We start from the raw sequence: 13,691 nt of genomic DNA, 5'->3' as shown, positions 1-13,691 counted from the left end.
AAACGATGTCTGCACGGGGTGTCCTGATGTCTGCGTACTCTCCTGCCGAACGTGCTGCGGTCAGCACGCTGGCGGGACTGTTCTCCTTGCGCATGGTCGGCCTGTTCATGCTGCTGCCGGTGCTGTCGGTGTTCGGCGCCGGTCTGCCGGGTGCCACGCCGGCACTGGTCGGTCTGGCCGTGGGCGCCTATGGGCTGGCCCAGCTGCTGCTGCAGATTCCCTTCGGGCTCTGGGCGGATCGCTTCGATCGTCGCCGGCTCATTGTCATCGGGCTGGCGCTGTTCGTGCTCGGCGGCCTGGTGGCGGCGCTCAGCACCTCGATCTGGGGCGTCATTCTCGGGCGCTTCCTGCAGGGGGCGGGCGCGATCTCGGCCGTGGTGATGGCGCTGCTGTCCGACCTGGTGCGCGAGCAGCATCGCACGCGTGCCATGGCCACGGTGGGCATGAGCATCGGCCTGTCCTTTGCCGTTGCCTTCATTCTCGGGCCCTGGCTGGCGTCCTGGGTGGGGCTGTCCGGCGTCTTTCTGGCGACCTCGGCCATGGGCCTGGCCGGCATTGCGCTCTGCCTGCTCAAGGTGCCGCATGTCGAGCGCCCGCGTCAGCAGCTGCCGGTTCACTATGGCCAGCAGCTGCTGACCATGCTCCGCCACCCCGAGCTGCTGCGCCTGGATGTCGGCATCTTCGTGCTGCACCTGGTGATGACGGCCTGCTTCGTGATCATTCCGCCGCAGCTGGTGGCGGCGGGGCTGCCGGCCAGCCAGCATGGCTGGCTGTATCTGCCGGTGATGCTGGCCGCTTTCGTGGGTCTGATTCCGCTGGTCATCCTGGCTGAAAAGCGTGGCCATCTGCGTGAGGTGTTCTGGTCGGCCATCGCCCTGCTGGCCGTTGCCATGGCGGTGCTTGCCTGCCTGTACCAGGGGCTGACCGGCCTTGTGCTGGCAGTGGCCCTGTTCTTTCTCGCCTTCAATCTGCTGGAAGCGTTGCTGCCGTCGCTGGTGAGCAAGGTCAGTCCGGCAGGCGGCAAGGGCACGGCCATGGGCATCTACAGCACCAGCCAGTTCCTCGGCGCCTTTCTCGGCGGCGTGCTTGGCGGCGTGCTGCCGCAGTGGCTGGCGATGCCGGCGGTCTATGGCGTGCTCGCCGTGCTGGCACTGGGCTGGCTGGCGGTAGCCTGGCGCATGGCGCCGCCGCTGAGCCTGCACGGGCTTGCCATCACCCCGCTGGAAGGGCCGCTGTCGGCGGAGCAGCTGCAGATCCTGCGCGAGCTGCCCGGGGTGCATGAGGTTGTCGTGCTGCCCGACGAGGCGGTGATTCATGTCAAGATCGACCGTCGTCTGTGGCAGCCCGGGCCGGTCAATGCGTGGCCGGTGAGAATTGTCCAGGCCTAGTGGCGGCAGCCACCCGCCTGGTCTACATTGAATGCAGAACATCCAAGAACAAGCATGCGGAGAAAGCTATGCGCGGCGTCAACAAAGTCATCCTGATCGGCAATCTGGGGCGTGACCCCGAAGTGCGCTACCTGCCCTCGGGCGGTGCGGTTGCCAACATCACCGTCGCTACCAGCGAGTCCTGGAAGGACAAGAACACCGGCGCCATGCAGGAGCAGACCGAATGGCACCGCGTGGTGTTCTACGGTCGCCTTGCCGAGATCGCCGGCGAATACCTGCGCAAGGGCAGCAAGGTCTTCCTCGAAGGCTCGCTGCACACTCGCAAGTGGCAGGACAAGCAGACCGGGCAGGACCGTTACAGCACCGAAATCAAGGGCAGCAACCTGCAGATGCTGGATGGCAAGTCCGGCGGTGGCGGTGCTGGTGCAGGCTTCGACGGCGGTGACGACAGCCAGTCCATGCCGGCCTATGCCGATTTCGATGCGCCGGCCGCCGCGCCGCGTGCGTCAGCGCCGCGCCAGCAGGCGCCGGCACGTCCGGCCGCACCGGCAGCCATGCAGGACTTTGACGACGACATTCCGTTCTGACCGCGGCAGCGGTGATCGCCAGGCAGGCCGACTCGCGAGAGATCGGCCTTTGTCGTTTTCATGTAAAGCCCCTGAGCAGAATGCCTGCTTCGGGTTATGATCGACCAGATCGTTTTTCCGGCGCATTTGCCGGTCACTGACTGTGGGGTTCCACTGTTGTCCAGGCGTCTGCGCACCGTTCTCTTCATTCTGCCCGTGGTGCTGGTCGGCATGCTGTCGCTGCTCGTGCATGCCCCCGGCGAGCGTGTGCTGCGCTGGCTGCAGCCGTCGCTGCCGGTGCAGGCCGTCTCCGGCTCGCTGGCGACCGGCGAGGCCATCCTGCAACTGCGTCAGCAGGGCTGGCATGTGGCCTGGGACTGGCAGCCGGCACGCCTGCTTCTGCTCGGACTGGGTGTCGAGGCACGCGTGCAGGGCCCTCTGCAGGCGGATGCCGCCTACCAGCGCGGGCCGCTGTCCTGGCGTCTGGCGCTGTCCGGCGTGAGCATTCCTGCCGGACCGGCCGAATGGCTGGGCCCGGGTGCCGTGCTGCCCGGCTGGCAGGGTGATGCGCTGGTCTTCTCCCGGCGTCATGGCGGCGCCTGGCGGCGCGGCGAGGGGGAGCTGCGCACGACGGGCGGCCCTTTCCGCCTGGACATGCAGGGACAGGTTCAGGCGCTGGTGCTGCCACCGGCACTCTGGCGCTGGCGTGTGGTCGACGGCAATCTCGTCGGCGAGCTGAGCCAGCGTGCCGGCAACGGCGCGCTCGCGACCGTTACCCTGACCGCTGACAACCGCATCCAGTGGCAGCTGCGCGAACGCCTGCTGCAGCTCAAGCCCGGCTATGCCGGCCGCAACAACCCTGACCTGGTGGTGCTGACTGTCTCGGAGCCCTTGAGATGACCCGTTTGCGTGCACTCTGGGACGCGCATGGCGACAAGCCGCTGGCGCTGGCGGCCTTGCTGCTGCTGGCGGTGGTTCTGGCCTGGCAGCTGGGCCGCCTGGTATGGCTGCTGCTGTCCGGTCCGGCACAGCCGCTGCCCGTGCCGGTAGTCCAGGCGCCGGTTGCGGCAGCCAGCAGCAGCCCGGCCCAGGTCGCCAGCCTGTTCGGTGAAAACAGCGGACCGCAGCAGGCCACGGTCGCCGACACCACCTTGCAGCTGCGTCTTGACGGGGTCATGGAAAGCAGCGATCCGGCGTCCTCACGGGCCATGATCGCCGAACGCGGCAATGGTCTGGTGAAGACCTTCAAGCCGGGTGACCAGCTGCCCGGCGGTGCCAGTCTGGCGCGTGTCGAGGCCACCCAGGTGGTGCTTGATCGCAATGGGCGCGAGGAGATCCTGCGCTTTGACAAGCCCGCCGACAAGCCGGTGTCGCCACCGCCTGGCCAGCCGGGCAGGGCGGCTGACACGGTCAACGCGCTCGACAAGGCGGTCAGCAACTTTGCCAGCTCGCCGATGGCGGCCCTGCGCCAGATGGGTCTGCGCCGCACCTCGCAAGGCTATGTCGTGAGCATCACGGCACAGAAGGACATGCTGAAGCGTTACGGACTGCAACCGGGCGATCGCATCGTCAGCATCAACGGCCAGTCCGTGGGCAAGGATCTTGAAGCGGATCAGCAGACCCTGGGTCAGCTGCAGTCCGCAGGCAGTGCACGCGTGGAGGTTCAGCGCGGCACGCAGACAATCACTTTGGAACAGCGATTATAAAGCCGATGAAGAACTCAACCGTGAAGCCGCTGGCGCTCGCCATGATGTTGCTGGCGACCACGCCGGCCTGGGCCGAGAAGACCTGGAAGCTCAACCTCAAGGATGCCGACATCTCCGCGCTGGTCAACGAGATGGCGGAGATCACCGGCCGCAACTTTGTCGTCGATCCGCGCGTCAAGGGCACCGTCACCGTGGTGTCCAGCCGTGCCATGTCGGCGGACGAGCTCTACGAGCTGTTCCAGAGCGTGCTCAGCATCAACGGCTTTGCCACCGTCAGCAACGGCCCGGTGGTGAAGATCCTGCCTGACACCAATGCCCGCCAGGCGGGCGTGCGCGTTGACTCCGGCGGTCGTGGCGAGCAGCTGGTGACCCGGGTCATCGTGCTGCGCCAGGCCAATGCCAACGAGCTGATGGCGGCATTGCGCCCGATGATGCCGCAGTTCGCGCACATGGCCGCCGTGCCGGGGGCCAATGCCCTGATCATTTCCGACCGTGCCGGCAATGCCCAGGCGCTGGAAGCCATCATCCGCGAGCTCGACAATGGTGATCCGGATGACGCCATCGAGATCATTCCGGTGCGCAATGGCCGCGCTGCCGATCTGCTCGGCGTGCTCGAAACCATGGAGGCCGGTGCGCCGGCCGCCGGCGCCAAGGAGGCTCGTGGCTCCGGACGCGTGCGCATCGTCGTCGACGAGCGTTCCAACCGGCTGCTGGTGCGCGGCGATCGCGCCCTGCGCGACCGCGTCCGTGCCGTCATCCGCAGCCTCGACGAGGCGCCGGAAGCCAGCGCTGACAACGTCAAGGTATTCCGCCTCAAGTATGCCAATGCCCGTCAGGTGGCCGAGGTTCTCAAGGGCGTGCTGGTCAGCGGCGATGACAAGGTCTCCACCAACACCGCGGCCGGCAGCAGCAGCGTCAATGTCTCCAGCAATGCCGACGGCTCTGCCGGCAGCAGTAACACCCGCGATCCCGGCACCACCACCATCACCGTCGGCAACGCCAGCCTGATCGCCGATGAAAGCCAGAATGCCCTCATCGTGCGTGCCCGTCCGGCGCAGATCCGCCAGGTCGAGGCGGTGCTCGCCGAGCTCGACACGCGTCGCTCGCAGGTCCTGATCCAGGCCGCCATCGTCGAGGTCTCCGGCGACAATGCCGCCCAGCTTGGCGTGCAGTGGGCCTCGGGTGACCCCGCCAACGGGGTCGGCATCATCAACTTCAACAATGCCGGCGCCAGCCTGGTCAATCTGGCCACCGCCGCCGTGACCGGCGACCCGTCGCAGGCCGGCATCGGCCAGGGCGCCGCCATCGCCATCGGCAGCTCGAAGAAGGATCGCAACGGCGATCGCACCTTCTACGGTGCGCTGATCCAGGCCCTGGAGTCGGTGGCGGATGCCAACCTGCTGTCGACGCCCAGCATCATGACCCTGGACAACCAGGAGGCCAAGATCGTGGTGGGCCAGAATGTGCCCTTCATCACCGGCACCACCGGCACCCAGGGCTCCGGCCTGAGCAATCCGTTCACCACCATCGAGCGTCAGGACGTCGGCATCACGCTGAAGGTGACCCCGTCGCTGAGCGAAGGCGGCACGGTGCGACTCGATGTCGAGCAGGAAGTGTCTTCGGTGGTGCCCTCGGCGGACAGCATCCGCTCCTCCGACCTGATCACCAACAAGCGCTCGATCAAGACCACGATTCTTGCCGATGACGGCCAGACCATCGTGCTTGGCGGTCTGGTGCAGGACGACGTCAAGAAGTCGGTGAGCAAGGTGCCGCTGCTGGGCGACATCCCCGGTCTCGGCGTGCTGTTCCGCGCCACCAGCGACACGCGCATCAAGCGCAATCTGCTGGTGTTCCTGCAGCCGACCATCCTGCGTGATGCCGCCCAGGCCACTGCCCTGACCGCACGCCAGTACGAGTCGGTGCGTCGCATTGATCTGGGTGTTGATGCCGAAGGTCGCTTCACCCGTCTGCCCGAGCGCATCAACGACATCTACCAAGGTGGCGTGCAACGTGACGGACGTGCCGATCTGCAGCCTTCGACGCGTGCGCCGCAGGCCTCCTCGACCAGTGCGACAACCTTGGTGGTGCGCGAGCAGCCGGCAGCACGTCCGGCACCCGCTGCCCAGCCTGCGAGCGCCAGCCTGGCCGAGGATGTTCCGGTGACCTATGCCGTGCAGCCGGTCGAGCCCATCGTGGCGGAGTCGCTGCCGGTCAGCGAGCCGGTGCGCAGCGAGTCACGCAGCGTGCCGGCACCGACCCGTACCAGCAGCGCGCGCAGCAGTGCCGGCACGCCGGCCTACGTGCCGTCCACGGTCGCGGCCGACCCGGCTGCGCGTCCGTTCAGCCCGACCGCACCCGAAGCGCCATCGCCGTACTACTTCCCGCCGGCGCAGCCTGTGCAGCGCAACACGGCACCGGTGACACAGCCGGCTGCAGCGGCCCCGGCCCCGGCCCCGGCCTCCGGCCAGGCATCGGCGTCTGCCTCGACGACGACATCGTCCGGCAGCGATCGTCCCGGCATGCGCAAGATCACCACCAGCAGTGGGAATGTCTACTATGTGCCGGAGAATCCGCCGCGCTGAGATCGGCGGGGATTGCCGGCAGGCGGTGAGCGAGAAGGGCGTCGATGACGCCCTTTTTCATGACTGCGGGGCCGTTGCCAGGGGCAACAGCAACGGGCGCATGGCAATGCGCGCACCGAGCAGGCGCAGATTCCAGTAGTGCCCGCCCAGCGCACGGTTCACCAGCACCAGATCGGGTACCGGCTGGAAGGCGCGCCACTGCGGCAGTGCCTTGCGGCTGAGGCGCAGCACCTGCTCGGCCAGCGGCATGGTGGCAAAATCCACCGGACTGTCGGCGAGCACATCGCCGGCGAGCTGCAGCCAGGGCTGATAGAAGTCGCCGGGCAGGCTCGGGGCATGCTGCGTGTTGCGCGCGCCCAGCCGTATCAGTCCGGTTTCCACGGCGGCCGGGTCGCCGGCCAGCGCAGCGCGGGTCAGGGCGGCATAGTCCTGCACCAGCGTGTCCGGCAGTTCCTTGATGCAGCCAAAGTCGTACACGACCAGACTGCCGTCGGGGCGCGCCGCGAAATTTCCGGGATGCGGGTCGCAGTGCAGGCAATGCAGCTGGTAGAGCTGGCGGGCGAGGGTGTCGAACAGCAGGCGACCGAGCGCGTCGCGGCGGTCCTGGTCGTAGCGCGCGTCGAGCGAACTGAGCGGGTCGCCGGGCTCGTGGCTCAGGGTCAGCACATGGCGGCTGCTCAGCGGGGCAATGACGGCGGGAATCACGACCTGTGGCTGGTCGGCATGAAACTGGCGGAAGCGCTCGATGGCCATCGCCTCCAGGCCGTAGTCCAGCTCGCGTTCGAGACTGGCGCGAATCTCGTCGAACAGGGCGTCCAGCAGATGCCCGGAAACCGGCAGCACGCGGGCAATCTTCAGGGCCAGGCGCAGCTGCTTCAGATCGCTGTCTATGGCCTCTTCCACGCCCGGATACTGGATCTTCAGCACCACGGCGCTGCCGTCGCGGGTGCGAGCACGATGCACCTGGGCAATCGATGCCGATGCCAGCGCGGTCTCGTCAATGTCACTGAAGTGGTCGCGCCAGTCCTTGCCCAGTGCCTGTTGCAGGCGAGGCAGCAATTCGGCGAAAGGGCGCGGCGGCGAGTCCTTCTGCAGCGGGGTGAGGGCATCCACCAGCTCGGCCGGCAGCACGTCGCGGTACTGCGAAACGACCTGGCCGACCTTCATCACGGCCCCTTTCATCTCACCCAGCGTCTGCGCGATGTCACGACCGATGCGGCTGTAGAGTGCGGCATCCGATGCCGTGCGATCCTCGTCCCGGTGCCAGAGCCGCTGCCAGCGGTCACGCGCGACGTCGCTGCTGATGCGTGCGGTCATGCCGGCGAGGCGCAGGAAGCGACTGCCGGCACGACGCGACGGGGCGCTGGATTCTGGCGGCGTGTCAGTCATGGCGTCTCCCTGTCATGAAGCCATCCTAGGCCATCACCTGGCGGCGTCAAGCGCACAGGCAGCGCTGCCGACGCGCTGTGTCAGAGCCAGCGGGTCACGGCCGCCACGGCCGGGCGCGGAACGCGGGCATGCAGGCGGCTGCGGTCGCCATGGCCGAGGTTGATCAGGAAGTTGCTGTGCACGCGTTCGCCGGGGAAGAACTCGGCATCCAGCGCGGCGGCATCGAAGCCGGACATCGGGCCGGCATCCAGGCCCAGGGCGCGTGCCGCGAGGATGACATAGGCGCCTTGCAGGCTGCCGTTGCGAAAGGCGGTCTCGCGAATCAGTGCGTCGTTGCCGACATACCAGCTGCGGGCATCGACATACGGAAACTGGGCGGGCAGGGTGTCGGGGAAGTCCAGGTCGTATGCCACGATGACGGTGACCGGTGCCGCCATGGTCTGCTCGACATTGCCTGGCGCCAGACAGGGGCGAAGACGCGCCTTGCCTTCGGCGCTGCGCACGAAGAGCAGGCGTGCCGGCAGCGAATTGGCTGCCGTCGGTCCCTGCAGCACCAGCTCGGCGAGCTGGTGCAGGATGTCGTCGCTGACCGGCTGATCAAGCCAGTACTTGGTGGTGCGAGCGTCGCGGAACAGCTGGTTCAGCGCGGCATCGTTCAGGGGTGACGGCATGCAACTCTCCTCAGGGCAGGTCGAACATCAGGAACTCGGCATCCTGCGTGGCGGTCAGCATCAGGGCATGAGACTGGCGAATCTCGGCGCCGTCACCGGCCTCGAGGGTTTCGTCGCCCACCTGCACGCTGCCGGTGATCATCTGCAGCCAGATCACGCGGTCCTCGCAACCGGGATGCTGCACGCTTTCCCCGGCACCCAGGATGCCACGGTAGATGCGCGCGTCCTGGCGGATGGGCAGAGTATCCTCGCTGCTGCCATCCGGCGCCACCAGGCAATGCAGGCCGGGCAGGCGCGGGAACTGCTTCTGCGCATAGCGCGGAGCCGGGTTCTGCTGGTTCGGCAGCAGCCAGATCTGCAGCAGTTCCACCGGCTCGTCACCGGGGTTGATCTCGCTGTGCACGACACCGGTGCCGGCGCTCATCAGCTGCAGCTCGCCGGCATGGATGACGGCGTGGTTGCCCATGCTGTCCATGTGCTGCAGACGGCCCTTCAGCACATAGGTCAGGATTTCCATGTTGTCATGGGGATGCTGGCCGAAGCCGCGCTTTCCCGCGATGCGGTCCTGGTTGATCACGCGCAGTGCCGACACGCCCATGTGGCGCGGGTCGTACCAGGATGCGAAGGAAAAGGAATGGCGTGCCTGCAGCCAGCCGTGGTCGACGTGGCCACGCTCGGCGGCGCGATGGATGCGGATCATGACGGGTCTCCTCTCAGGTGATGAGCAGAGCCTAGATCCGAGGTGTTTTCAGATAAATACCAGTATAGCGAACGGATTGTTGCTTTTGACGCATCTGTCATATGGCCAGGCCGGGACTGCAGCCCCGGCCTGTGCGGCTCAGCGCGACAGGGTCAGGGCCATCGGGTTGGGCAGCGCATCGGCCAGGCGGCTGACGCGCATGCCCAGCTCGGCATAGGAGTCAGCAGTCACGGTGATGTGGCCGAGCTTGCGACCTTCGCGCTCGCTCTTGCCGTACAGGTGCAGGTGCGCGTCGGTGATGCGCAGCACGTCGGCGCTGACCGGATGACGGCCGATGATGTTGAGCATGGCGCTGGGCTTTTCCGCGCGCGTCGAGCCCAGGGGCAGGCCGGCCACGGCGCGCACGTGGTTCTCGAACTGCGAGCAGTGCGCGCCTTCGATGCTCCAGTGGCCGGAGTTGTGCACGCGCGGGGCGGTCTCGTTGGCGAGCAGGCCGTGGCGGGTCTCGAACAGCTCCAGCGTGAGCACGCCGACATGGCCAAGCTCGTGCAGGATGGACGAGATGTAGCGTTCCGCGGTGAGCTGGGTGTTCTCGTCCAGATGCGGCGCCGGCACCACGGAATGGCTGAGAATGCCGCGGTGATGGTGGTTCTCGGCCAGCGGGTAGAACAGCGTGGCGCCATCCTGGCCGCGCACGGCAATGATCGACAGCTCGCGCTTGAACTGCACGAATTCCTCGGCGATCAGCGGCACGCGGCCGCCCAGTTCGGCCCAGCAGGCCGGAATCTGCTCGGCATCGCGGAGCAGGAACTGGCCCTTGCCGTCATAGCCTTCGGTCACGGTCTTGACCACCAGCGGCAGGCCAAGGCCCTCGGCGGCGGCACGCAGGTCGGCTTCCTCGCGGATCTCGGCGTAGCGAGCGGAGGGAATGTTGAGGTCGGCGAACAGGCGCTTCTCGTTGAGACGGTTCTGCGACACGGCGAGCGACTTCACGCCCGGGAACACCGGCTTGCGGGCGGCAATGGCCTCGACCCAGCGCGTCGGGATGTTCTCGAACTCGTAGGTGAAGACATCGGCCGAATCGATGAAGGCCTGCAGGCTTTCATCGCTGTAGTCGTCATCGCCGAAGCGCGGGCCGAGCGCCGCCGACGGGCAGTCCGCAGCCTTGTCATAGAACGCGAACGAGAGGTTCAGCGGGTAGCCGGCCAGGGCCATCATGCGACCCAGCTGGCCGCCACCCAGGACACCGATGCGCAGGCTCATGGTCAGGCTCCCTGTTCGCCCGGAACCGGGTTGGCCAGCACGGTCTCGGTCTGGCGCTCGCGGAAGGCCTCGATGGCCGTACGCAGTGCCGGGTTGTTGAGCGCCAGGATCTGGGTGGCCAGCAGGGCGGCATTGATGGCGCCGGCCTTGCCGATGGCCAGCGTGGCGACCGGAACGCCACCGGGCATCTGCACGATGGAGAGCAGCGAGTCGAGGCCGTTCAGGGCCTGCGACTGCACCGGCACGCCGAGCACCGGCAGGGCGGTCTTGGCGGCGCACATGCCGGGCAGGTGGGCGGCACCGCCGGCGCCGGCGATGATGACCTGGATGCCGCGACCCTGGGCGGCTTCGGCATAGGCGAAGAGCTTGTCCGGGGTGCGGTGCGCCGACACCACTTCCGCCTCGAAGGGCACGCCCAGGTCACGCAGCGTGTTGGCGGCATGGCTCATGGTCGCCCAGTCGGACTGGGAGCCCATGATGATGCCCACGACAGGCTGTGCAGCAGAGGAGGAAACGGTCATGTCAGAGGTGCCGGTGCGGTTGAAAACCGCGCATTTTCCAGCATTCAGCGGGACAGGGCAAGCCCGGTGGCCAGCGAGACCAGGCCGATGGCGACCGTGAGCAGAAAGATGCCGAGCAGAAAGCGCCAGAATGGCCGGAAATCGGTGGGCAAGGGTTCGCGTGACATGTCATCCCCGGAAAAACAGCTGCAGTCATCGAGTGACGAGGCGCCCCGGCTTTGCGAGAATCGCCGCGTCATTCATGAATCCCAGAGTGCGCGATGAAAGCGATCTTGTCGATGGGGTGGCAGCTGATCTGCTTCCGTGCCGGACCTGAGGCCCTGCCTTATGCGCCGCGCCTGATCCTGCCCCTGGTCATCCTCAACCTGCTGCTCGGCGTGGCCTTGCAGCAACTGGCCGGCAGCGGCTTCGACAAGCCGGTGCTGCAGCTGTCGGCCATGGCGCTGGCGGCCGAAGCCGGCTGGCTGTGGCTGCTGCTGCAGCGGCGCGGCTGGCACAACCGCTGGGTGCAGGCCTATGCCGGCATGGTGCTGATCGACACCCTGATCACCCTGATCGCGTCGCCGCTGGTACTCCTGCAGGCGCAGGGCGGTGCCTTCACCGGCGTGGCCGTGGTGCTGCAGATCGTCATGACCCTGTGGAGCCTGTCGGCGCGCGCCTTTGTCTATCAGCAGGCACTGGACGTGTCACGTTTCAAGGGCTTCTTCCTGGCGCTGGCGCCCCTGTTTGCCGTCATGGCCCTGGCCGCCATGCTCTTCCCTGACCTGTTGCCGCCTCCGCCGCAAGGAAACTGACCCATGCACATTCACATCCTCGGTATCTGCGGCACCTTCATGGGCTCGCTGGCGGTGCTGGCCAAGGCCCTGGGGCATGAGGTCAGCGGCAGTGACGCGGGGGTCTATCCGCCCATGAGCACCCAGCTCGAAGCCCAGGGCATACGCCTGCAGGAGGGCTATGATCCGGCACATCTGCAGCCGCACCCGGATCTGGTGGTGATCGGCAATGCCATGAGCCGTGGCAATCCTGCCGTCGAGTACGTGCTCGACCAGGGCATTGCCTACACCTCGGGGCCGGGCTGGCTGGCGCAGCATGTGCTGCAGGGACGCCATGTGCTGGCGGTAGCAGGTACCCACGGCAAGACCACCACCACCACCATGCTGGCCTGGGTGCTGGACCAGGCCGGACTGGCGCCGGGCTTCCTGATCGGTGGCGTGCCGCAGGGGTTCGAGGCCAGCGCCCGTCTCGGCGACGGCCGCTATTTCGTGGTCGAGGCCGACGAGTACGACTCGGCCTTCTTCGACAAGCGCTCCAAGTTCGTGCACTACGCCCCGCGCACGGCCATCCTCAACAACCTGGAGTTCGACCACGCCGACATCTTCGAGGACCTGGCCGCCATCCAGCGCCAGTTCCATCATCTGGTGCGCACCATTCCCGGTCAGGGGCGCATTCTCATGCCGGCCGACGAACCGGCACTGGATGCGGTGATCGCCAAGGGCTGCTGGACCCCGGTCGAGCGCCTGGCGCTGGCCTCGGCGCCGGGCGGCAGCGAGCCGGCCACCTGGACGGCCGAGGTGCTGTCCAGCGATGGCAGCGCCTTCACGGTGCGTCATCGTGATGGCGAGGCCGCCACCGTGCACTGGTCGCTGACCGGCATGCACAGCGTGCGAAACGGCATGGCCACCATCGCGGCGGCACACCATGTCGGCGTGCCGGTGGCGACGGCGGCTGCCGCGCTGTCGGCCTTCCCGGGCGTGAAGCGGCGCATGGAGCTGCTCGGCAGTGTCCGTGACATCGCGGTCTATGACGACTTCGCGCACCATCCGACCGCCATCCGAACCACCCTCGAAGGGTTGCGCGAGAAGGTCGGCTCACGGCGCATCTGGGCGGTGATCGAGCCGCGCTCCAACACCATGCGCATGGGCACGCACAAGGATGGTCTGGCGGAGTCCGCGGCGGCTGCCGACCAGGTCATCTGGTATCAGCCGGCGGGCCTGGACTGGGACCTGCAGCCGGTGATCGCGGCCAGCCCGGTGCCGGCACAGGTGGCCTCGGAGATCGCGGCGGTGATCGCGCGTCTGGTGGCCGAGGCGGAGCCGGGTGATGCCATCGTGGTCATGAGCAACGGCGGCTTCGGCGGCATCCACCAGAAGCTGCTGGCGGCCCTGCGTGCGCGTCATGGCGAGGCGGTCGCGTGAATCTGGCCGGCGCGCTGGCGGTCGCCTCCGGGGCTGCCCTGGGGGCGCTGCTGCGCTGGCTGCTGGGCCTGGGTCTGAACCATCTGTGGCCGCTGCTGCCGCTGGGTACGCTGGCGGCGAACTGGCTGGGTGCCTACGTCATTGGTATGTTCATGGGCTGGGGCCTGCTGCAGCCGGGCTGGTCCGACACCGTGCGCCTGTTCTGGGTCACCGGCCTGCTTGGCGGCCTGACCACGTTTTCCAGTTTTTCGCTTGAGGCGGTCAGCCTGCTGCAGCGCCAGCTCTGGGGCGAGACTGTCGTGCATGTCAGCCTGCATGTGTTCGGTTCGCTGCTGCTGACCCTGGCAGGCGTGGCCAGCGTGCAGCTGCTGCGCCAGACCTGATCATCGGGCGATCGTCCCCGCTGCGTCGTCCATGTCCAGTCCTGAAATAGGTTGACACCTGTTTCTCTCAAAACGCCCGGTGCATTGCATCGGGCGTTTTGTATTTCAGCGCCAGATGCGGACGCTCCTGGTTGTAGATGGTCACCGACTCCATGACCATTTTCCTTGCCTCCAGCAGGTCATGTGGACGCTGCAACAGCAGCTCGCACTTCAAGATGCCGTTGACCCGCTCCGCCAGGGCATTTTGGTAACAGTCATAGCCGTCTGTCATCGAACAGCGTATGCCATGACGCTCATGCAGCTGCTGATATACCCGTGAGCAGTACT

Annotated in this window: 15 protein-coding genes; 8 read left to right on the top strand and 7 right to left on the bottom strand. The window is 67.0% G+C overall.

Translation table 11 applies throughout. The features are described from left to right. Positions 1-26: 26 nt before the first annotated feature. The 5 genes from F595_RS0111680 to gspD all read left to right on the top strand — a co-directional run bounded on the left by F595_RS0111680 (position 27) and on the right by gspD (position 6,242). Positions 27-1,388 (top strand): MFS transporter, encoded by a 1,362-nt coding sequence (locus F595_RS0111680; protein ID WP_040568695.1) that lies wholly within the window; start codon positions 27-29, stop codon positions 1,386-1,388. Positions 1,389-1,456: 68 nt separating this feature from the next. Continuing rightward, positions 1,457-1,975 (top strand): single-stranded DNA-binding protein, encoded by a 519-nt coding sequence (gene ssb / locus F595_RS0111675; RefSeq protein ID WP_026913555.1) that lies wholly within the window; start codon positions 1,457-1,459, stop codon positions 1,973-1,975. 156 nt (positions 1,976-2,131) lie between these two features. Next, the gene (locus F595_RS0111670; protein ID WP_156873883.1) at positions 2,132-2,854 is read left to right on the top strand and encodes a hypothetical protein; all 723 of its coding nucleotides are present in this window, start codon (positions 2,132-2,134) and stop codon (positions 2,852-2,854) included. Beyond that, complete coding sequence (locus F595_RS0111665) at positions 2,851-3,660, top strand: type II secretion system protein N (RefSeq protein WP_022957054.1); 810 nt, start codon at positions 2,851-2,853, stop codon at positions 3,658-3,660. The genes F595_RS0111670 and F595_RS0111665 overlap by 4 nt, the downstream gene beginning before the upstream one ends. Positions 3,661-3,665: 5 nt before the next feature. After that, complete coding sequence (gene gspD, locus F595_RS14010) at positions 3,666-6,242, top strand: type II secretion system secretin GspD (protein ID WP_084683075.1); 2,577 nt, start codon at positions 3,666-3,668, stop codon at positions 6,240-6,242. A 57-nt stretch (positions 6,243-6,299) separates the two neighbouring features. On the opposite strand, the gene F595_RS0111655 is transcribed toward gspD, so the two are convergent. The 6 genes from F595_RS0111655 to F595_RS14920 all read right to left on the bottom strand — a co-directional run bounded on the left by F595_RS0111655 (position 6,300) and on the right by F595_RS14920 (position 10,953). Further along, positions 6,300-7,631: an ABC1 kinase family protein gene (locus F595_RS0111655; RefSeq protein WP_022957052.1), complete on the bottom strand. Its 1,332-nt coding sequence runs from the start codon at positions 7,629-7,631 to the stop codon at positions 6,300-6,302. A gap of 80 nt (positions 7,632-7,711) precedes the next feature. Next, the gene (locus F595_RS0111650) at positions 7,712-8,302 is read right to left on the bottom strand and encodes a malonic semialdehyde reductase (RefSeq protein WP_022957051.1); all 591 of its coding nucleotides are present in this window, start codon (positions 8,300-8,302) and stop codon (positions 7,712-7,714) included. Between the two features lie 10 nt (positions 8,303-8,312). Beyond that, positions 8,313-9,002 carry a pirin family protein gene (locus F595_RS14005; RefSeq protein WP_022957050.1) on the bottom strand — a complete coding sequence of 230 codons (690 nt, stop codon included), beginning with the start codon at positions 9,000-9,002 and terminating at the stop codon, positions 8,313-8,315. 138 nt (positions 9,003-9,140) lie between these two features. Beyond that, a complete protein-coding gene (locus F595_RS0111630; protein ID WP_407635955.1) occupies positions 9,141-10,259 on the bottom strand; it encodes a 5-(carboxyamino)imidazole ribonucleotide synthase in 1,119 nt (372 codons plus the stop codon). 8 nt (positions 10,260-10,267) lie between these two features. Beyond that, positions 10,268-10,786 carry a 5-(carboxyamino)imidazole ribonucleotide mutase gene (gene purE, locus F595_RS0111625; RefSeq protein ID WP_022957048.1) on the bottom strand — a complete coding sequence of 173 codons (519 nt, stop codon included), beginning with the start codon at positions 10,784-10,786 and terminating at the stop codon, positions 10,268-10,270. A gap of 44 nt (positions 10,787-10,830) precedes the next feature. Next, positions 10,831-10,953 (bottom strand): hypothetical protein, encoded by a 123-nt coding sequence (locus tag F595_RS14920; RefSeq protein WP_022957047.1) that lies wholly within the window; start codon positions 10,951-10,953, stop codon positions 10,831-10,833. Between the two features lie 93 nt (positions 10,954-11,046). Here F595_RS14920 and F595_RS0111615 point away from each other — a divergent pair, with 93 nt between their 5' ends. Genes F595_RS0111615 through crcB form a run of 3 tightly spaced genes read left to right on the top strand, consistent with a single transcriptional unit; the run spans position 11,047 to position 13,364 of the window. Then, positions 11,047-11,580 (top strand): hypothetical protein, encoded by a 534-nt coding sequence (locus F595_RS0111615; protein ID WP_156873882.1) that lies wholly within the window; start codon positions 11,047-11,049, stop codon positions 11,578-11,580. A 3-nt stretch (positions 11,581-11,583) separates the two neighbouring features. Then, positions 11,584-12,981, top strand: a complete 1,398-nt coding sequence (gene mpl / locus F595_RS0111610; RefSeq protein ID WP_022957045.1) for a UDP-N-acetylmuramate:L-alanyl-gamma-D-glutamyl-meso-diaminopimelate ligase — start codon at positions 11,584-11,586, stop codon at positions 12,979-12,981. Further along, complete coding sequence (gene crcB, locus F595_RS0111605; protein ID WP_022957044.1) at positions 12,978-13,364, top strand: fluoride efflux transporter CrcB; 387 nt, start codon at positions 12,978-12,980, stop codon at positions 13,362-13,364. The genes mpl and crcB overlap by 4 nt, the downstream gene beginning before the upstream one ends. Positions 13,365-13,431: 67 nt before the next feature. Here the strand turns inward: crcB and F595_RS0111600 are convergent. Next, positions 13,432-13,691, bottom strand: a 260-nt coding sequence (locus F595_RS0111600; protein ID WP_022954820.1) for an integrase core domain-containing protein, incomplete at its 5' end; no start/stop codon positions are given.

Source organism: Perlucidibaca piscinae DSM 21586 (genome assembly GCF_000420045.1).
GTDB classification, from domain to species: Bacteria; Pseudomonadota; Gammaproteobacteria; order Pseudomonadales; family Moraxellaceae; genus Perlucidibaca; species Perlucidibaca piscinae.
The sequence above is the reverse complement of the archived record's forward strand: the minus strand, read 5'-3'. Positions and strand labels throughout refer to the sequence as shown.